General features: G+C 41.4%; 17 protein-coding genes. 10 read left to right on the top strand and 7 right to left on the bottom strand.

Annotated features, from left to right (window positions below; translation table 11 throughout):
• Positions 1-11: 11 nt before the first annotated feature.
• A complete protein-coding gene (locus VBD025_RS06765) occupies positions 12-1,190 on the bottom strand; it encodes a beta-ketoacyl synthase N-terminal-like domain-containing protein (protein WP_430790556.1) in 1,179 nt (392 codons plus the stop codon).
• A 211-nt stretch (positions 1,191-1,401) separates the two neighbouring features.
• On the opposite strand from VBD025_RS06765, the gene VBD025_RS06770 reads away from it, so the two are divergent.
• The 6 genes from VBD025_RS06770 to VBD025_RS06795 all read left to right on the top strand — a co-directional run bounded on the left by VBD025_RS06770 (position 1,402) and on the right by VBD025_RS06795 (position 8,617).
• The gene (locus tag VBD025_RS06770; protein WP_430790558.1) at positions 1,402-2,067 is read left to right on the top strand and encodes a uracil-DNA glycosylase; all 666 of its coding nucleotides are present in this window, start codon (positions 1,402-1,404) and stop codon (positions 2,065-2,067) included.
• 183 nt (positions 2,068-2,250) lie between these two features.
• Positions 2,251-3,516 (top strand): ABC transporter substrate-binding protein, encoded by a 1,266-nt coding sequence (locus VBD025_RS06775; RefSeq protein WP_430790560.1) that lies wholly within the window; start codon positions 2,251-2,253, stop codon positions 3,514-3,516.
• 93 nt (positions 3,517-3,609) lie between these two features.
• The gene (locus VBD025_RS06780; RefSeq protein ID WP_430790562.1) at positions 3,610-4,515 is read left to right on the top strand and encodes a carbohydrate ABC transporter permease; all 906 of its coding nucleotides are present in this window, start codon (positions 3,610-3,612) and stop codon (positions 4,513-4,515) included.
• The gene (locus VBD025_RS06785; RefSeq protein WP_430790564.1) at positions 4,515-5,348 is read left to right on the top strand and encodes a carbohydrate ABC transporter permease; all 834 of its coding nucleotides are present in this window, start codon (positions 4,515-4,517) and stop codon (positions 5,346-5,348) included. The genes VBD025_RS06780 and VBD025_RS06785 overlap by 1 nt, the downstream gene beginning before the upstream one ends.
• Before the next feature lie 19 nt (positions 5,349-5,367).
• Entirely contained in the window at positions 5,368-7,122 is a 1,755-nt protein-coding gene (locus VBD025_RS06790; protein WP_430790566.1) for a glycoside hydrolase family 2 protein, read from the top strand.
• Between the two features lie 286 nt (positions 7,123-7,408).
• On the top strand, positions 7,409-8,617 hold the full coding sequence (locus VBD025_RS06795) for an ROK family transcriptional regulator (protein WP_430790568.1): 1,209 nt from the start codon (positions 7,409-7,411) through the stop codon (positions 8,615-8,617).
• Between the two features lie 62 nt (positions 8,618-8,679).
• Here VBD025_RS06795 and VBD025_RS06800 read toward each other — a convergent pair whose 3' ends face one another.
• The 5 genes from VBD025_RS06800 to VBD025_RS06820 form a co-directional block, all read right to left on the bottom strand.
• Positions 8,680-9,729, bottom strand: coding sequence for an aldose epimerase family protein (locus VBD025_RS06800; RefSeq protein WP_430790570.1), 1,050 nt, complete (start codon positions 9,727-9,729; stop codon positions 8,680-8,682).
• A 13-nt stretch (positions 9,730-9,742) separates the two neighbouring features.
• The gene (gene galT, locus VBD025_RS06805) at positions 9,743-11,239 is read right to left on the bottom strand and encodes a UDP-glucose--hexose-1-phosphate uridylyltransferase (protein ID WP_430790572.1); all 1,497 of its coding nucleotides are present in this window, start codon (positions 11,237-11,239) and stop codon (positions 9,743-9,745) included.
• Positions 11,236-12,243 (bottom strand): UDP-glucose 4-epimerase GalE, encoded by a 1,008-nt coding sequence (galE, locus tag VBD025_RS06810; RefSeq protein WP_430790574.1) that lies wholly within the window; start codon positions 12,241-12,243, stop codon positions 11,236-11,238. The genes galT and galE overlap by 4 nt, the downstream gene beginning before the upstream one ends.
• On the bottom strand, positions 12,243-13,412 hold the full coding sequence (locus VBD025_RS06815) for a galactokinase (RefSeq protein ID WP_430791296.1): 1,170 nt from the start codon (positions 13,410-13,412) through the stop codon (positions 12,243-12,245). The genes galE and VBD025_RS06815 overlap by 1 nt, the downstream gene beginning before the upstream one ends.
• Before the next feature lie 189 nt (positions 13,413-13,601).
• On the bottom strand, positions 13,602-13,985 hold the full coding sequence (locus tag VBD025_RS06820) for a helix-turn-helix domain-containing protein (protein ID WP_430790576.1): 384 nt from the start codon (positions 13,983-13,985) through the stop codon (positions 13,602-13,604).
• A 198-nt stretch (positions 13,986-14,183) separates the two neighbouring features.
• Here VBD025_RS06820 and VBD025_RS06825 point away from each other — a divergent pair, with 198 nt between their 5' ends.
• The 3 genes from VBD025_RS06825 (at position 14,184) to VBD025_RS06835 (ending at position 16,000) form a co-directional block, all read left to right on the top strand.
• Positions 14,184-14,390 (top strand): hypothetical protein, encoded by a 207-nt coding sequence (locus tag VBD025_RS06825; protein ID WP_430790578.1) that lies wholly within the window; start codon positions 14,184-14,186, stop codon positions 14,388-14,390.
• 143 nt (positions 14,391-14,533) lie between these two features.
• Positions 14,534-15,070 (top strand): sigma-70 family RNA polymerase sigma factor, encoded by a 537-nt coding sequence (locus tag VBD025_RS06830; protein WP_430790580.1) that lies wholly within the window; start codon positions 14,534-14,536, stop codon positions 15,068-15,070.
• Positions 15,071-15,277: 207 nt separating this feature from the next.
• Complete coding sequence (locus VBD025_RS06835; protein ID WP_430790582.1) at positions 15,278-16,000, top strand: EAL domain-containing protein; 723 nt, start codon at positions 15,278-15,280, stop codon at positions 15,998-16,000.
• Between the two features lie 146 nt (positions 16,001-16,146).
• Here the strand turns inward: VBD025_RS06835 and VBD025_RS06840 are convergent, their stop codons facing one another.
• Positions 16,147-17,442, bottom strand: coding sequence for a cysteine desulfurase-like protein (locus VBD025_RS06840; RefSeq protein WP_430790584.1), 1,296 nt, complete (start codon positions 17,440-17,442; stop codon positions 16,147-16,149).
• Between the two features lie 658 nt (positions 17,443-18,100).
• Between VBD025_RS06840 and VBD025_RS06845 the strand changes: the two genes are divergently transcribed.
• Positions 18,101-19,891: a methyl-accepting chemotaxis protein gene (locus VBD025_RS06845; protein WP_430790586.1), complete on the top strand. Its 1,791-nt coding sequence runs from the start codon at positions 18,101-18,103 to the stop codon at positions 19,889-19,891.
• Positions 19,892-19,926 lie beyond the last annotated feature (35 nt).

Genomic DNA, 19,926 nt, shown 5'->3' on the forward strand with positions numbered 1-19,926 from the left:
GTCTCACTCCTTTATTGTTTTGTAATGAATAGACAGGTATTGTTTCCGCCATTACCATGTGTCGTAATCGCAACACTTTCAACCGGACTATATTCTGTTTGAAAGACAATCGGCAGTTCTTCAAAGCCGTCTCCAGCAGTTTTTAGTGTAGGGGGAATGAATCCATATTCCATAGAAATTAAAGATGAAATAGCCTGCATTGCTCCAATCGAACCAAACGTATGGCCAATCGATCCTTTAATAGAAGTAATCGGTACCGATGATCCAAATAAGTGATTATGGACCTTGCGTTCAACTTCATCATTGTCTGCAATTCCAAGTGCCTGACTGTTTACATAGGTAGGTTTCTTATCACCTAATACATGCTTCATTGCAGCTATCATACTGTGTTCAGAACTACTGGATTGCAATAATGGAGCAGGTTTGTTATTTGCGAAACCATTATCAATATGTCCCTTTATTGGAACACCTCTATTTGTTGCGTGACTTGCCCGTTCCAGTACTAAAATACCAGACCCTTCTGCCATTACGAAGCCTTTATGTTTTTTGGAAAAAGGTACGCCTGTTTCATGTATTTTTTGTCCGGTTTCGATTAATCTTAACTTTGAGAAGCCGAATATACTCCATTGGCTGATAGCAGAGTCAGATCCTCCAACAATACAAACATCAGCTTGACCGCTTTCCAGCAATAGTTTTCCGAGCAGAATAGCATCAGAGCTTGATGCACATCCAGTTGATAACGTGTAAGATGGTCCATTTGTACCTAAGTGATAAGCAATGGAAGACGAAAGTGTATGGCTGTCTGCTAAGGTAATTCCGTGTAAAGGGAACGTTTTATAGATATGTGATTGATCAGCGTAGTGTTCTATTTCAAGTAATCCGCCGACTGATGTTCCCATAATAACCGCGATCTTAGCGGGGTCAACACCCCTTAATTCCGCCATTTCCACCGCTTCATTAACCGCTGCTATCGCCATTCGGCTGACACGGGAATACCGTTTATAATTTTTGCCATTTATAGTCGTAAATGAATCTGCTATTCTGCCGCCGACTATACTTTTACCGTTTAGACCATCTTCATGAATGATTTCAGAAGTGCATGTACCATTTTCGAGTACATGCTTGTAATCTATTGAATTAGAGACACCTGGAGCTTTTATTCCATAGCCAGTTACCGCGATTTTATCCACTTAATCAATCCTTCAACGAAAAATACTATATACTATATATTACCCGTAAGACTGAAGGAGTTGCAACATTTTTTACCATTTAATGTCTGGTTTTGTCGAAAAACTCTTAGTGGGAGTTGAAAGACTGTTGTCGGGCTTGTAGACTTTAATTTAAATGCCGGTATAAGTCAAAATTCGGCATTCGCTATAATAGATGAAAAGGATGATAGAATTGCCGAATCAGATTTTAAAAAATGACTGGAAAGAATTGCTCGATCAAGAATTCACAAAACCTTATTATGTAAATTTACGAGCATTCTTAAAAGAAGAATACAGCAATTATACAATTTACCCGCAAATGGATGATATTTTCAACGCGCTTCATTATACGCCTTTTCAACAGGTGAAGGTCGTTATCCTTGGTCAGGACCCCTACCATGGACCGAATCAGGCGCACGGTCTGAGCTTTTCGGTGAAACCAGGGGTAACTGTGCCGCCGTCGCTCAAAAATATTTTCAAAGAAATGCACGCGGATATTGGAGCGGACATCCCTGATGATGGCTATTTGGTAGACTGGGCAAAGCAAGGTGTTCTGCTGCTCAACACCGTGCTGACTGTGCGGGACGGGCAAGCGCAATCCCACCGGAAGCAAGGCTGGGAGACGTTTACTGATCGGGTGATTACGTTATTAAACGAGAAAGAGACGCCGGTTGTGTATATCCTATGGGGACGTTCGGCGCAGGCTAAACAAGCGCTGATCGATACAACTAAACATTATGTGATTGAGGGGCCGCATCCAAGTCCGTTATCTGCTTATCGCGGATTCTTCGGCAGCAAACCATTCTCCCAAACCAACCAGCTCCTGAAAAACAGTGGACAAGCTGAGATTCGGTGGTAGGGACACGGGGACGGTTCTTTTGTCCCGCTTTGGCGGGACAAAAGAACCGTCCCCTCTGTCCCTTTTAGAAAGATTGTAAATTAAATTAATTAAATAGGTGTTAAAGTTGACAGATTTATATTATACTAGTGGTGAAAGCGCTTTAAATCATATTTTATAAACTAATACAATAGGGGTGTAGTGATGAAAAATTCGAAAAAATGGTTCGTGTTATTTCTAGTTTCAGCAATGGTATTATTACTTGCAGCTTGTAGTGGGGGAGAAGGGGAAGGCGAAGAAACTTCGTCAGGCGACAGTAAAACAATTTCTTTCTGGGCACCATTCTCTGGACCTGATGGACCAAAAATGAAGCAGATTGTTGACGAGTATAACGAGTCACAAGATGAATATACAGTAGATTTCCAGATTGTACCGCAGACAGAATACTATAAAACTGTCGATCTTGCTATTAATGGCGGGAAAACGATGCCAGACGTTATGATTATGCATGGTGACCAAATTTTTACATACTCTGAAAAGGGTGTTCTGAAGAAATTGAATGATATTGTGGGCGATGAAATTTCGAAAGAACAGTACCATGAAAAAGGTATTGAAGGCGCAACAGTGGACGGTGAACTTTACGGGTTCCCTTTGGATATTCACCCGTTAATGCTTTATTGGAATAAAGATATGTTCAAAGCTGCTGGTCTTGATCCGAATCAGCCACCAACTACTAGAGATGAATTTATTGAGTACGCACAAAAATTAACTGATAAAGATAAAAATCAGTGGGGCTATGTTGTTCCAACTTTATGGCCGCAACAATTTATTTTTCCAACAATCGTTGCTCAAAACGGTGGAGAACTGTATAAGGACGGAAAAGTAAACTTTACGGCTGAACCAGTTGCAGAAGCTCTTCAATTTGAAAGAGATTTAATTAAGAAGTACAATGTTTCTCCTGAGAACGTGCAACAGGACGGAGAAGTTACGTTATTTTTACAAGGGAAAAATGCGATGCAGTTAAATGGTCCGTGGATGCTTAAGCAATGGCAGGATGCAGGAATTAACTTTGGTGTTGCCCCTGTACCGCAGCTTGGAACAGAGCAGCAGGCAGTATTCGCAAACTCGCATAATTTCGTTATTCCAGAGAAAACAAAAGAGGGTAAGGTCGCTGGAATTACTGATTTCATTAAATATGTAGGAGACAACGGAATGGCATGGGCAGAGTCCGGTCAGGCGCCAGCGTCTAAAGCAGTTTTTGAAAGCAAAGAATTCCAGGAAGTAAATAAACAATCTCCACAAGTAGCGAAGCAGTTTGATAGTGTTGTATTTTCACCAGACGTTGAAAATTGGGGACTTGCAACAGACCCACTTATGGAAGCAATAAATCTAGCATTACTTGGTGAAAAAGAACCTAAAGCGGCACTCGAAGAAGCGCAAGAGAAAGCCGAAAAAGCATTGAAGGAATAATAGGCAGTAAATAAGATAAGCAGATCCTGGCATCTGCTTATCTTATTGCTCCTTACATATGTAAAAATAATAAGGGAAATGAGGTGAAGCAGCTTGAAGTCTCAAAACACAAAATCTAAAATTACATCGTTTTTATTTGTTGTTCCATACTTAATCATGTTTGTGTCCTTTTTACTTATACCACTCATTTATGGAATCTATATTAGTTTTCATGACTATAACCTGCTTTCCAGCGAGCACCCATTTCTGGGATTCGCAAACTATATAAATATTTTTAATCCTGATTCTGCTTTGAACACGTTATTCTTCGAAGGGCTATGGAAAACCTTCCAATTCGTGATTTATTCGGTACCTCTACTGGTTATTGTCGGACTCGGACTTGCCTTGTTATTAAATGGGTTACCACGCAAAATCAGAGGGATTTTCAGAACGATTTATTTTATGCCGTATGCCATTTCGGTTTCGGTAATATCAATTATTTTTCTATGGATTTTAGATACGAACTCTGGACTGTTAAATAATTATCTGATGAAGCTTGGATTCGATCCGATTCCATGGTTGACGGAGCTTCCGTATGCATGGATCTCAATTGTAGGTGCAACCGTATGGTGGACAATCGGTTTCAATATGATCATTTTTATCAATGCATTAAATGAAGTACCAGAGGAATTGTATGAATCAGCTTCAATTGATGGGGCAGGGTCGTGGAGAAAGTTCATAAGTATTACGTTACCGACCATTCGTCCAATTATGTTATTCGTTGTTGTTATTTCAACGATTGCCTCCTTTAATGTATATGGGCAGCCATATCTGATGACCAGAGGCGGCCCAGGTGATTCTACCGAAGTATTACTGATGGGAATTGTTGATCAAGCCTTTAACCAACGGGAGATTGGCTCGGCTTCAGCCATGGCAATATTAATGGCATTAATTATGATTATTGTTTCCATTGTTCAGTTCAAAGTTTCAAGTCCGCGTAAAGAAGGAGGGAAAAGATAATGAAGAATAGAAAGAAAAGTGCTTTTCTCATTATATTAGCTATCATTGTGGCAATTATTTTCCTGGTTCCGATTGCTTGGATGATCTCGACTTCGTTTAAAAATGATTATGAAGCAATCGCTGGTGGATTGAAATGGATACCGGACGATATTACGTTTGAAAATTATACGTATACATTGATGTCACAAGGTGTTAACGTTCCTATTTTCAAGTGGATGTTTAATTCAATATTTGTGGGAATTGCCGGTACGAGTATTATCGTGGCGGTAGATGCGATGGCAGCATATGCACTAGCAAGGCTTGATGTTCCATTTAAAAAAGTGCTGCTTCCATTGTTTATCAGTACGCTGATGATTCCATTTGTTATTACTTTCCTGCCGCTGTATATGCAGTTTAGTAATCTTGGATGGCTGGATACATATGCAGCATTGATTTTTCCATATACTGCAAATGCGTTTGGTGTATTCCTGCTCTATCAGTTCTTTAAAGGATTTCCGCTTGAACTTGAAGAGGCAGCACGCTTGGACGGTGCAAATAAGTGGCAGATCTTCATTCGCGTTGTTCTGCCTTCAGCACGACCAATTCTGTGGACGCTCGCTATTTTCTCATTCATGCAGATCTACAATGACTTCTTGTGGCCGCTCGTAGCTACGTCTTCGCCTGAGATGAGGACGATCACAACTGGTATTGCTGTCATGCAGCAGGGCAGCTTTGTTTCTTCTTATGGAAAGTTAATGGCGCTGACGACGATTGCAACCGTGCCGATCCTGATTATTTTCTTAATTGGGCAGAAGCAATTAATTAAAGGTATTACACAAACTGGTATTAAATAAAATAACGGGGGATTAACGCATGGCAAATTTAGATACGGAATATCCAAGACCGCAATTTCGCCGCGACAAGTGGATTAACTTAAATGGGACGTGGGATTTTGCGTTTGATGATGAAGAAGTGGGATTGACAGAAAAATGGTATCAGTCCTTTCCAGAACAAACTGAAATAAAGGTTCCATTTGCGTATCAAACAGAAAACAGCGGGATTGGTGATACTACATTTCATGATGTTGTATGGTACCATAAACAATTTTCTGTTCCAGAAGAATGGAATGATAAAGAAATCTTATTAAACTTCGGAGCGGTGGATTACCGTGCATGGGTTTATGTGAATGGAGAGCTTGTCCGGTTTCATGAAGGCGGTAATACGCCGTTTACTGTTGCAATTACGAGTGTATTAAAAGATGCTGCTAATAGTATCGTAGTCAGAGTGGAAGACCCGTCGGAAGATGTGACCATTCCACGTGGCAAGCAATACTGGCATGAAAAATCGGAGTCGATTTTTTATACACGGACCACGGGCATTTGGCAGACTGTTTGGCTGGAAGCGGTTGAAGCGAAGCGGATTGATTTCATTCGCTGGACACCACAAATTGACCGTGGCGATATTGACTTAGAGGCAGAATTCAAAGGTAAACTAACGGAAGGCATGGCGCTGAAAGTGGTTATATCGTTTAAAGGTCAGGAAGTTGCAGCTGAGACCGTTCAACTATATGATGCCTACGTGAAACGAAGCATTAATCTGCGTAACCGTTACACCGATCGAAGCAATATACATGGTGATGGCTGGTACTGGTCTCCAGAATGTCCTAATTTATTTGATGTGAAACTGGAATTGATTGAGGATGAAAAAAATCTTGATACGGTTCACAGCTATTTTGGAATGCGGAAAGTTTCCATCGAAAATGGGCGGTTTAAGTTAAATAATAAAGATTATTATCAAAAACTCGTGCTTGATCAGGGTTATTTTCCAGGTGGATTGTTAACGGCCAATTCAGATGATGATTTAAAAAAGGATATTGAGCTGTCGAAAGCAATGGGGTTTAATGGTGCGAGAAAACACCAAAAGATAGAGGATCCCCGCTACTTGTACTGGGCAGATACATTAGGATTTCTTGTTTGGGGAGAAATGGCGAACTGCTCTGAATATAGTGAAGCAGCCGCTCGTCGCATGAGTGCGGAATGGATTGAAGCGGTAAATCGTGATTATAATCATCCAAGCATCGTTGCATGGGTTCCGCTGAATGAAAGCTGGGGGATCTCCCGGGTTGCGCATGAAAAACAGCAGCAGGACCACTCGCTTGCGATGTATTACCTGACCAAGTCGATCGATACAACGCGTCCGGTGTTATCAAATGAAGGATGGGAGCATACCATTTCAGACATTTGTGGGATACACAACTATCGAACGCCTGAAGAAATGCAAGAGATGTACAAAACGGTTGAAACAGCAATTGAAAGCACGCCAGCCAATCGTCCGATTTATGCGCATGGCTTCAGCCACCGCGGCGAGCCAATAATGATAACCGAATATGGTGGAATCGCCTATAAAGCCGATCAGTCAGCGGGGTGGGGTTACTCGGCTGTGACTTCAAGCGAAGATTTGTTAACAGCATATGCCAACAACACCAATGCACTGCTGCGTTCGAGTGTGATTCAAGGTTTCTGTTATACACAGCTGACCGACGTCGAACAGGAAATCAACGGTTTGTTAACGTATAACCGCGAACCAAAATGTGACCTAAACGAAATACGTAAAATAAACGAAGGCTAGGGACACGGGGACGGTTCTTTTGTCCCGCTTTGGCGGGACAAGAGAACCGTCCCTCTGTCCCTCGTGCGGTGCGCGATTCTGGCGGGGTGGTGCGCGATAATAATGGTATGGCGCTCGAATCTGGCGGGTGGCTGCGCGATTTCAGCCTGTTAGCGAGCGATTCTGACCTGAGGTTGCGCGAATTCGGCCGGTCGATGCGCGATTCCAAACCAGGCAGACGTTAGCGCGCTTATCATATGGTATACTACAACTATAAAACAGGTATTAGTTACTTGGGGGTAAAAAAATGCAACGAGGTAGCTTTCAATGGATGAAGTCGCTTAATAAATCAATTATATTAAATAAGATACGGACGGATGGGCCAATTTCACGGGCGCAGATTGCGAAAGAAAGCAATTTAACTCCCCCAACAGTTGGCAGCATCGTAAAGGAATTAATTGCGCAGGGCATTGTGGTTGAAAGTGTACTGGGAGCGTCGCAGGGCGGCAGAAAACCAACCATGCTCTTAATTAATAATAGTGATTTTTATATTATCGGTATTGACGCCGGTCCGTTTGATATGCGGTTTATTTTATCAGATCTGTCTGGAAAAGTTCTGACACAGGACACGAAAGAAATTAAAATTCCTATTACAAAAGAGGAATTTTTGAATATGCTTAAAGGTGGCGTGCGTACACTTATTAGTGAAAATGTACATATTAAGGAAAAAATTATCGGGGTAGGCGTGGCGATGCACGGGGTTGTCGAGATAGAAACGGGAACCTCGCTGTATGCGCCAAACCTTGATCTGCGTGATATTCCAATTAAACAGGAATTGGAAAACACATTTGATTTCGAGGTGAAAGTTGAAAATGATGCGCGAGCGTTGGCGATGGCCGAGAAGTGGTTTGGCGGCAATGAAAATTCAAAGAATATGATGGTTGTCAATGTTGGCCGGGGAATCGGAGCCGGTCTGGTCATCAATGGGCAATTGTATCATGGCGAGTACGATATAGCTGGTGAGGTTGGCCATATGACGCTGGATGTGAACGGTGAAACATGTCAATGTGGCAATCGTGGCTGTCTTCAAACATTTGCATCCAGTACCGCAATTGCCAAGCGGGCTGTGCAATCGATCGATAAATCGCCCGTTTTATCTGAGATGGTTGGCGGGGATCTTGCTATGGTTAGTGGGAAGACTGTTTACGAAGCGGCTAAACAAGGTGATGAAAACTGTCAGCACATTATTAAGGAAGCTGGCCGGTACATTGGAATAGGTTTATGCAACCTAGTTCATATTGTGAATCCTGGAAAAATAATCATTAATGGTGGTGTTTCTAAAGCACAGGAGTTTCTACTGGAACCGATTAAAGCAGAGCTGCAGGCGCGGGCATTGACTCCAAAGGCTAAGCAGACTGAGGTTGTTGTTTCGACGCTTGGGGATCATGCGACGTCGCTTGGAGCGGTTTCATTGTTGCTGGTTGAGCTTTTTAATCCTGGTGTTATGGATAAATAACATGTAAATGCCTCAAAAGCTAAAGAGCTTTTGAGGCATTTTTTAATGTGGTATTCTCAAGGCTATTTTACAGTACCAAAGCAAAAAGTCGTCGTATAGCGATAAGCTTCGTTTGCTTCTAATACACACGAAGGAAATCCTTCATGGTGCAGGGAAGCGGGTGACGCCTGGGTTTCCAGACAAACACCGAGGTGCTGCCGAGAACGTCCGTGTGATAAGGCATTTGACGTATCCAGCACGTTCGACGTGTAGAGTACCATTCCGGGCTGGTCGGTGCGAATGTCAAGCTTACGTCCGCTTGTCTTATCTTCCACAGAAACATCTGCATCCCTTTTTTTGTCAAACACAAAGTAATGATCATACCCATTTTTAGCAACTTCATTTTGCGGGTTATCCGTGCCCACGCCATCTTTGATCTGCCTGCCGTTTCGAAAATCAAATGTGCTGTCGGCTACATTGTTGAGCTTTCCAGTTGGAATGAGATCCGAATCAAGCTCAACGAATTTGCTGCTTTCAAGCGTCACTTCATGATTTAAAATATCCGCTTTTAAGTTACCGCTTAAATTGAAGTAGGAGTGGTTGGTCATCGTGAACGCGGTCCGTTTATCCGAAACGGCTTCATAGGTAATAGAAAACTGATTGGAGTTATTCAGGTTATACGTTACCTTTACCTCCACATTTCCAGGGTATCCACCTAGACCATCCTGACTTCTATGTGTAAGAATCAGCCCAACGTTATCGGTATCCTGAAAAGTCTCGACATCCCAAATCACCTGATGAAATCCATCCGGTCCACCATGCAGGTGATTAGCGCCGTCGTTTGCTGGCAGGTCATAGGTTGTACCGTTCAGCTCAAAAGACGAGCCTTGAATTCGGCCAGCCACTCGTCCAATCAGTGCCCCGAAAAAATTAGGGTTGTCCAGATAATCCTTGTAATTTTCAAAGCCAAGCACAACGTTTTCGTATTCATTATTGTGATCCGGCACAATGACCCGTGTGATAATGCCGCCATAGTTTAGACAGCTGACACGCATATCATTGTCATTTATTAATGTGAATTCGTTCCACGTTTGTTCGTCATTTATCATGATTTCCTGCTTTTTTATATCCAACAACTATCACTCCTTACTGCTTATTTAACGCGTCGATAAACCGTTTGAACCCTTGCTGACCTTCTGAGGATTCTTTAAATACACCTGCGTCATGCAATACTTTGGTGAATTTCGCGCCTAACTCATCCTGCAGGACTGCGTCCACATTTTCGGCAGTGATAGTTTGCTTGTGTTTTCTTCGCAGCGCGTGTGTCCATTCCTCATGATACTCGGGAACGTCAACCTCTTTACCTAATAGCGCTGCTCGTACCGATTCCAGTTCATCATTCAGCCTTGGCGGTAAAACGGCCAGTCCCATTACTTCAATTAGCCCGATGTTTTCTTTCTTAATATGATGCACGTCTTCATGCGGGTGAAAAATTCCGTACGGATGCGCCTCGGACGTCCGGTTATTGCGAAGGACCAGATCGAGCTGCAGTTTGCCATTTTTCATTCTCGCGATCGGTGTAATTGTATTGTGTGGTATCTCGTTTGAAAAAGCTTGTAAATTCACGCTTGTGTCGCTGTATTTTTTCCAAAAACTTAAGATATGGTCTGCAGCATCAATCAAGTCTTTTCGTTCATCAGACTGAATCCGTATGACGGACATTGGCCATTTGACTACCGAAGCGTCGACTGTTGAAAATCCCCCCAGTGAAAAGTCAAAGCGTGCTTCGGCTTTATCCATCGCAAATTCGTAGTTTCCACCCTGGTAATGATCATGACTTAGAATAGAACCTCCGACTATAGGCAGGTCAGCATTTGACCCGACAAAATAATGAGGGAATTTCTGTACAAACTCTGTCAGTCGTTCGAATGTACTCTTGGAGATCACCATATTCCGGTGTTCCTCCGCAAGAATGATGCTGTGCTCATTGTAATATACGTACGGCGAATATTGCAGAAACCAGTTTTCGCCGCCTAACGGGACCTGGATAATTCGATGATTAGCCCGAGCGGGATGACCGACATGGCCAGGATATCCTTCGTTTTCTACGCATAAGAGACAAGCTGGATATTTCTTCTCCTGCTTCATTAATTTTTCCCGTTTGATTTGCTCCGGATCTTTCTCGGGTTTTGACAAGTTAATGGTAATATCCATCTCGCCGTATGGTGTGGCAGACTTGAAATGGATGTTTTTACTGATTCGTTTCAGTTGAATATAGTTGCTGTTTTTACTTAGATTGTAAAAATAGTTTGTTGCTGCTTCTGGTGATTTTGCATACTTTTGATTAAATCGTTCATTGATCTCGGAAGGCTTTGATAAAAAACAGTTCATGATGTTTGCCGACAGGATCTCTTTTTCTGCAAAAACGTTTTCAATAATTTCCTCGCTGACAGCGTAATCAATCAGATGATCCAGTATGTCAGGAATGGTTTCGTCGGATTGAAGTGAATGACCAGGGGTAATCTGTGTAAGCTTTAGGAGCCCCATTATCTGATTTTGAACATAAACCGCATCAGCGGGAACGATTAAATTGTTGGCCGTTCCTTTCTGAACCAGTGCTTGAATTAGCGAATCTATTTTCATCGTTTCGCATCCACATCCTTTTCGTATCCATTTGGATGGGATGAATGCCAGTTCCAGGCGTCTCGAATAATCGTCGTAATCGTACTTTTTTCAGGCTGCCAGTTTAAGATGTTTTTTGCTTTATCAGATGAGGCAATTAATACACTTGGATCACCAGCACGGCGTTCGCCAATATTTGTCGGGATCTCTTTTCCCGTAACTTCTTTTGCGGCAGTAATGATTTCTTTAACCGAGAATCCGTGACTGCTGCCAAGGTTGAAAATATTGCTTTCGCCGCCTTTGCGCAAGTAGTCAAGCGCCAATAAGTGTGCCGAAATTAAGTCCTCAACGTGGATGTAATCTCTGATGCAGCTTCCATCCGGTGTATCGTAATCCTCTCCATAAACCGTTATGGAATCGCGTTGTCCTAATGCGGTTTGGAGTACAATTGGCACAAGGTGTGATTCGGGATTATGATCTTCGCCAATTTCTCCCGTTTCGCGGGCACCAGCAACATTGAAATAACGCAGGGAAACATACTTCATTCCATATGCTGCGGCGCACCACTTCATCAATTTTTCCATAGTCAGCTTAGTTTCACCGTATGTATTGGTTGGATTGGTCTGCATCTCCTCCGTAATCGGAACGGATTCTGGTTCGCCATAGGTTGCAGCGGTAGAGGAGAAGACGATTTGGCTGATATTATTTTCCTTCATGACCTCGAGCAGAACCTGTGTCCCGTATACGTTGTTGTCAAAATATTTTAACGGATTTGTCATGGACTCGCCAACTAATGAATTTGCGGCAAAATGAATGACAGAATCGATTTTTTCGTTTGAAAAAACACTTGTGAGAAAATCTTTGTCCCGAATATCCCCTTCATAAAAAGTTGCGGAAGGATGGACTGCTTTTCGATGACCATTTTCCAGGTTATCCACGACAATTACGCTTGCGCCCTGTTCGATTAATTGATAGACCGCATGTGAGCCGATATATCCAGCTCCACCTAGTACTAATACACTCATTAAACCACTCCTTTTATTGTAATTTCCTTAGCTCCGTCCCCGATTGCGGCGGTATAATGTGTCACATCATAGCCGATTTTTTTGCGGTAGGTTTCAGAGATGTTTCGTTTAAAAATATCCACGTGATCCTTTGCGACGATTGCGATAGTGCAGCCGCCAAAACCGGCGCCGGTCATACGTGCTCCGATAACGCCTTCCTGTTTCCAGGCGGTTTCGACAATGGTATCCAGTTCGATTCCTGTAACTTCATAATCATACTGCAGCGATACATGTGATTCGTTCATCGCTTGACCGAATTCCGGTAATCGATTTTGCTTAAGTAATTCTAATGCACGAATCGTGCGGTGATTTTCATAGATAACATGTTTGGCACGCAAGCGGTCTGTGTCGTTTAGAATAACATGTTTGTTTGCTTCAAATGCTTCAATCGACAGATCGCATAAATTATCGATTTGGATTGTTTGCTGCAGGTCGGTAAGTGCGCGTTCACACTCGCTTCTTCTTTCATTATACTTTGAATCCGCAAGTTCGCGACGTTTGTTCGTGTTGGTAATAATAATGACGTATTCCTGAAGGGCGAGCGGTGCGTATTCGTACTGCAGGGTGTTGCAATTCAGCAGCATCGCATTGTTTTTCTTTGCCATGCCGACCGCAAATTGATCCATTATTCCACTGTTTACACCCATGTACTGATTTTCCACCAGCTGAGCAAGCTTTATCATGTCAATTTTATCAATTGTTAAATCAAACAGGTTCTCAAGCAGAACCCCCATGACCATTTCGATGGAAGCGGACGATGATAATCCAGCACCGTTCGGGATATTTCCATAAAAAAGAATATCCATACCAGTGCTGATCGTGTGACCGTTGTCCTGTAACAATTTTACCATGCCTTTTGGAAAATTGGCCCAATCATGGATTTTATTATAGGTAACATCGGTAAGCGAGCACGTTAAAATACCTTTATCTGGGAAATTTATCGAATAAAAGTTTAGTTTATGATCGGTCCTTTTACGTGCAATAGCGTACGTTCCATAAGAAATTGCAGCTGGGAACACATGCCCACCATTGTAGTCTGTATGTTCTCCGATTAAATTGATTCGTCCAGGTGCAAAAAACACGCGTGGATTGTCTGTTGTATCGAAAACGGAGTTAAATTTCTGTATCATTTGTTCGATTTGCACGGAGAAGCCCCCTAAAAGGAATTGAATTTATAGTAGGTGATGATGTGTACTTAATTAAATTAATTAAATATGTTACCCTCATCTTACTATTTCTAAGATGGGATTTCAATAGGGACAGAGGGACGGTTCTTCTGTCCCGCGTTGGCGGGACAAAAGAACCGTCCCTCTGTCCCTTTATCTGCGTGATTTTGCTCGTTGGTAAATCCATTCAAAGTGGTCGTTAACTTCTCTTACATCTTCCTGTGAAAGGATCGACCATTTTTCCATTTGCAGAAAGTTTGGCGTGTCGATTCCCATTTTTGAAAACAGGTTGACCAGTTGTATGTAGTTTTCACTTTTGCCAGCAGACGTATTGTGTTCTTTCCCAGTTATCAAGTAATCGGTAGTAGTTTCAAACAAGATGGATAGTTCTTTTACCGTTTCAATTGATGGAGTTCGTTCTCCGCGCTCGTATGATCCATAAACATTCTCGGAAAATCCAAGTTTACTGCTTACATCCTTTTTGTAAAAACCATGCTTCTCACGCAGATTCTCAAGACGCCTTCCTAAATCATTCATCGTTTCCACCCTCTCTATTGGGGTGAAAAATACCACAAAGCGTGTGGAATGAGGTAAAACCACACAAAACGTGTGTAAATTTATTTGCACACTAGAATTGTGTGTTTTTTTATAATTAGGACTAGGTTGAAAGTATATTATAAATAGTGGAACTTAACAGTTATTTGTCACTATTAAACGAGGTTTTGAGAGAGGGAAATGGAAATGGTGTCTGGTGTTAGTTTTGAAGAGATTTTTGAGCAGAATCTACGTATTGTGCAGTACTATAGAAGGGAGCGTACAGCTTCAATTGGCACATCGCTGCCTCCGCTGTGGTATTGGAGAAAGCCAAAAGTTGATAAAGGATATTTGTTTAGTTACTTTGATTTGATATTACGGATGCTAGTGGAGAATAAAGTGCGGTAGTAAAACTAAATAAGTAATGAAAAGTATCGACAAAATGAGGGGAATTTCATTTCATCGATACTTTTTTAATTTAGTTGCCACCAAATACGTTCTTTTTTCGATAATAATAGTGAGTAGTATTAATTTTGGTGGGGGAATGGAAAATGGAGGAAAAAAAGCAGTTTACGTTTGAAGAAATATATGAGCAGAATAATCGCAGAATTCATTACCATATACATAACTTGCATATTAATGATCCGCATCAGGAATTTTATCAGGAAGGGCTATTTGCGATGTGGAACGCATACAAAACATACGAACCGGACAAGGGTGTGATGTCCACTTACTTCAACTATACAATCAAAAATAGATTAATCGATTTAATGCGTAAGAAGTCAAGAGAGGAGTCAAATGAAAATTTATGTGTCCAGGAAATTGGTAACCGAACGTATAACAGTAATCGTATTCGAAAGAGTAATTCGCTTATTCCAGATATTTCGAACGGCTCAGCAGACGATTCTATCATGTGGGAGCATATAAAATCAGTGTTATCGGAGCGGCAGTGGAACTGGGTTTATCATTATATCATCCTAAATAAATCAATAAATGAAATAGCCGAAGAACAGGGCATGACCATAGACGCTGTCAAAAGCCTCGGCAAACACGTAAGGAAAAAGCTGCGCCAAATGGAAAAATTGTAAAAAATTGGATAATGTACCAGGTACGCCCCGGTTTTTGTCGAAAAACAGCGAGCTTAGGGTTAATATTTTTATAAGATGTTGGTTTTAATGCCCCGGAATAGGGAAATAGCCAATTATAGTAATGGAAATATTAAATAGTTATATGTCCTTTAAGTATAGAAAAATCCGCTAAAAAAGCGTTAATACAACAGATGAAGGAGAATTAATGTGGAAAAATTAATGCTGGATAGAATTATAAGCGAGATCGACTTCTATCATGTTATTCAACCAATAGTTGATTTAAAGAAACACAAAATATACGGATATGAAGTTCTAATACGAGCAGATTTATTTGACAGTCCTGAATCCTTATTTTCCTACGCAAGCAAAAAAAATAGGTTATTTGATCTGGATATGAAATCAATCTACATGGCATTTGTAACATTTAAGCGGGACACAAAATTCATGGAGGATGCCCCATTATTTATAAACGTATTCCCATCCACCTTAACCAACCCTTCTTTCACTAAAAATTTAGAGAAAATATTGAAGACGTTAAAGGTAGACCCTAAATCCATTGTATTTGAAATAAACAGAGCAGAAGAATTCAGTAATCTCTCTGAACTGAAAGTTATCGTATCAGAGCTGAGAGAGCAAGGATTTTCAATAGCGCTTGATGATGTTGGCAAAGGTGAATCCAACCTCCTTTCGCTGTTAGAGATCAGTCCTGACTACGCTAAAATAGACCTTTATTTTTCAAAGGATTTAGCAACGAACATCAAGAAGCAAAAGTTAATTAAATTGATGCAGGATTTACTGGGAGAAGATACAATAATGATTTTGGAAGGACTGGAAGAGGAAGAAGATTTAATTAAAGCAATGGACTTAGATGTTATATATGGTCAGGGTTATTTTCTGGGGAAACCGAAACCATTGTCTTACTATCTATAAGAAAACATGTTAAAGGCTTTCACCGATTTGTAATGGTGAAAGCCTTTGTTGGTTTTTTGACCTTGAACTCGCAAGGAATGATAGTTTTCGCAGCATCATGGACGTACTCGACTTCCAGGACAATGCCTTCGTTCTATCCTCGCTACCTACCTATCTATTTCAGATAATACGCGTTGTAAACTTTCAAAGAAGTAATCAATTTCCTCGAATGTATTGTAATGCACGAGACTGATTCGCAGGCCGGATCCGTTATAGTCGTGCGCTAGTCGTTTCATTAAATTGATAGCAAAATAGTCACCGGTTCTTGCTTCGATCGCAAGGTCATTTAACGCAACACCCATATCTTCGGCACGCAATTTTTTGATATTGAAAGAGAAGACTGGAACGCGTTGATCAATTTCATCTTCGCCTTTACCATATAGCACAACATCCGGGATGTTTTTCAGCTTTTGCAGAAAGTAACGGGACAGTTCTTTTTCATATTCATTTGCCCAGTACATGGCAGTGACTAATTCTCTGCGTTTTTCTGTCTGTGCAGTAGGGAGTAAAGCAGGGTCCATTTTTAGGCCGTTTTCTTCTGCATCTGATGCAAGCTTGGACAAGTACTCCATCGAACCAATAAATGCTTCGATTCCTTCATGATTTTGGGTACCAACTTCGAAAAAATACGCGTTTTCTTCTAATTCGTTTTTTATTCTATAGTCTTGTAACCGTTCTAAATTATCCCGATTGATATAGCAAAATCCCATATGCGGTCCAAAGATTTTATAAGTTGAAAATGCCACGAAATCTACGCCAGCGTCTTTTACATCAACAGGCATGTGACTTGCTGTCTGAACGCCGTCAGCAACAACAAGTGCACCTGCTGCATGTGCCATTTTTGTGATTTTTTTCATGTCATGAACGGTTCCTGTTGCGTTTGACGCCCAGCCAACTGCGACTATTTTTGGCGAGACTGATAATAACTTTTCATACTGCTTGAGATCTAAATTACCGTCATCGTCCACATTCCACAAATGAACATGAATGCCACGTTCTTCAAGCTCGACCCACGGATCGACGTTCGAACGGTGGTCTGCTTCGGTTACGATAATATGGTCTCCCTTATGTAAATCCCGTGCCAAGTGGTGGGCGAAAAGCTGGAATAAACTTGTGGCATTTAAACCGAATGCAATTTCTGTGTGGTCACGCGCACCGATTAAATCCGCAGCAACCTGCCGACCGTCAATAATCGTCTGCTGCATCTGCTCCGTCCGACTGAATATCGTCCCTTTTTGTGCATTACGGTTTGTATAAAAATCACTGACTCTATCAATTACAAAGTGCGATACCTGTGCGCCAGCAGAGTTATCAAAGAAAAAGGCTTTCTGGCCGGTGTAATTCTTATTTAAACTTGGAAAATAATTACGTGCTTCGATAAATGTTTTAATTAGGTTATTCATCTTATCATCCATCCTTATGTCACTATTAGATTTTCAATACTGTATTGAATTCATTTTAACATACTGCGATTTACTAGAGATGTGAGAGGATCGCTGGACTTTCGAAGATTGATATTTTTGGTGAATGCAATGAGCTTTCGTTCTTGTAGCACTTGAAATAGGTGAAAACAGGTTGCTAGTTACTCCGTCGTAGAAGATGTAAACAGCAATGTAACTAAAAAATATGTTGGATGCCCTGCGAACGCTGCGGAAAAATACTACGCTGCTATGAAGAATGTAAGAAATCATTTTTATGAATCAATGCATGAATTTCTCACAAATATGGCAGTTGTTTGAAGCGGAGGACCGTTGACTCCTGCGGGAACAGCACGAGTCTGAAGGTCCCGCAGAGAGGTTTAAAAGATGAAGGCAGACTAAAACCGTCCTTTGCTGACAACGTCGGCATACCCCTTGCCGGGGCAAGGAGACTGATGCCGTGCCCGCGAAAAGGAAATTAATTAATAATTTTAAATAATTTTGTCAATTAATTAAGAAATCCCTTAAACGTTAAAGGAAAATGTCGATATATAGGAAAGTTGACTAATTTATCTATTATTCAGAACAGGAGGTTAATGAAGCGTATATTTTAAAAAGATAAGAAACAATCAGGGGGAAGACGATGAAAAAACTAAGAATGATAAAGTACAAGCTGCCAATCTTTATGATGATTCTATTAATTATACCGCTAGCATTCGTATCATTTTTTTCCTATCAGCAAACAGCCATTCTGGAAAAAGCGGTACTTCAGAAAAAGGATATTGTGGAAATGTCATCGAAATCAGAAGAAATTTTCAATACATATGAAAACGGATTGAAGGACATCACGGGTCTCCCGGAAATGCAATATGAGACGTACAAGGTTGATGTGGACGGGCAGAACCAATTTACCAATATGCCTTCCGTAAATGATGCGGATAAAACTGTATTTTATCAATCATATTTTACAAATCTGTCCGAGAAGTATGATGAGTATTTGTTGAATTTGTATATGGCGACTGATTCTGGTGCGTTTTATTTAAATAACATACCGCCGGAGGAAGTAGATTTGAATGCGTATGATCCGCGCACAACGGAGTGGTACACCAAAGCGGCGGAAGCGAATGGGGAAGTCATCTGGACGAAACCGTATGTGGATACAGGGACAGGCAAGTCGACGATCACCTTGGCGACAACGCTGACAAATTCAGGCGGCGACGTGATTGGGGTTGTGGGAATGGATTTTGAAATGTCGAAGCTTGCTACGTTATTACGTAACGATATTCTGCAAACCACGATAATAACGGCTGCTGTGTCAATTGTTATTGGGTTATTAATTGTTTATCTATTTGTACGGAAATTTGTAGGGAACATTAAAATTATCCGGGAAGGCATGGAACAGATTGAACATGGTGACCTTACTGGTGCACCGGTAATAGTGAAAAGCAAGGATGAGTTGAGTGAACTGGCGCATTCGGTTAATGCCATGAAAGAAAATTTATATACGATTGTCAACCGGGTTACCCATGCCTCGAAGCGTGTTACGGGACAAAGCGTGCAACTGATTGAATCCTCTAACGAGGTGAAAGAGGGCAGTGAACAGATTGCTTCGACGATGCAGGAAGTATCATCGGGTGCTGAATCACAGGCAAACAGCGCTAACAGTTTAACGGAGCTGATGGAAAGATTCAGCAGTATCGTAGAGCAGACCCATGAAAATGGCATGGACGCTGCAAATTCGACAGATGTCGTTCTTTCGATGACGGACGAAGGCAATGTGCTGATGAAAAAGTCTGTTAAGCAAATGCAGAATATTGATGAGATCGTGAATGACGCACTTGCGAAAGTTAGAGGACTCGATGCACAATCCCAGGAGATTACGAAACTGGTTTCCGTAATAAAAGATGTAGCGGAACAGACGAATCTACTGGCACTGAATGCCGCGATTGAAGCTGCACGTGCTGGCGAACATGGTAAAGGATTTGCTGTGGTCGCTGATGAGGTTCGAAAACTTGCTGAGCAGGTTAGTAATTCAGTTGAAGAAATTACAACCATTGTAGGGAAAATCCAAACTGAGTCTAATGGTGTTGCGCTTTCGCTTGAAGAGGGTTATAAAGAAGTGAACGAAGGTTCCAAACAAATAAATGTTACCGGTGAAACGTTTGAAAAAATAAATCAATCTGTTACCGCTGTTGTAACAAAAATTCAAACCATCACAGGCAATTTGAAGGATATTTCGGAAAACAATACAGAGATGAGCAGGTCTATTGAGGAAATTGCTTCCGTTTCAGAGGAGACAGCTGCAGGAGTGGAAGAGGTGGCAGCCTCAGCAGAACAATCAAGCACCTCGATGGAAGAAGTATCCGCTAACGCAGACGAACTGGCTAAACTCGCAGACCAGCTAAACGAAGAAGTAGTCCGATTTAAGCTATAAAAAAACGGTACCTGGCACATTTTCCAGTTAATGGA

It is taken from the genome of Virgibacillus flavescens (assembly GCF_050574275.1).
GTDB lineage: Bacteria > Bacillota > Bacilli > Bacillales > Amphibacillaceae > Virgibacillus_F > Virgibacillus_F flavescens.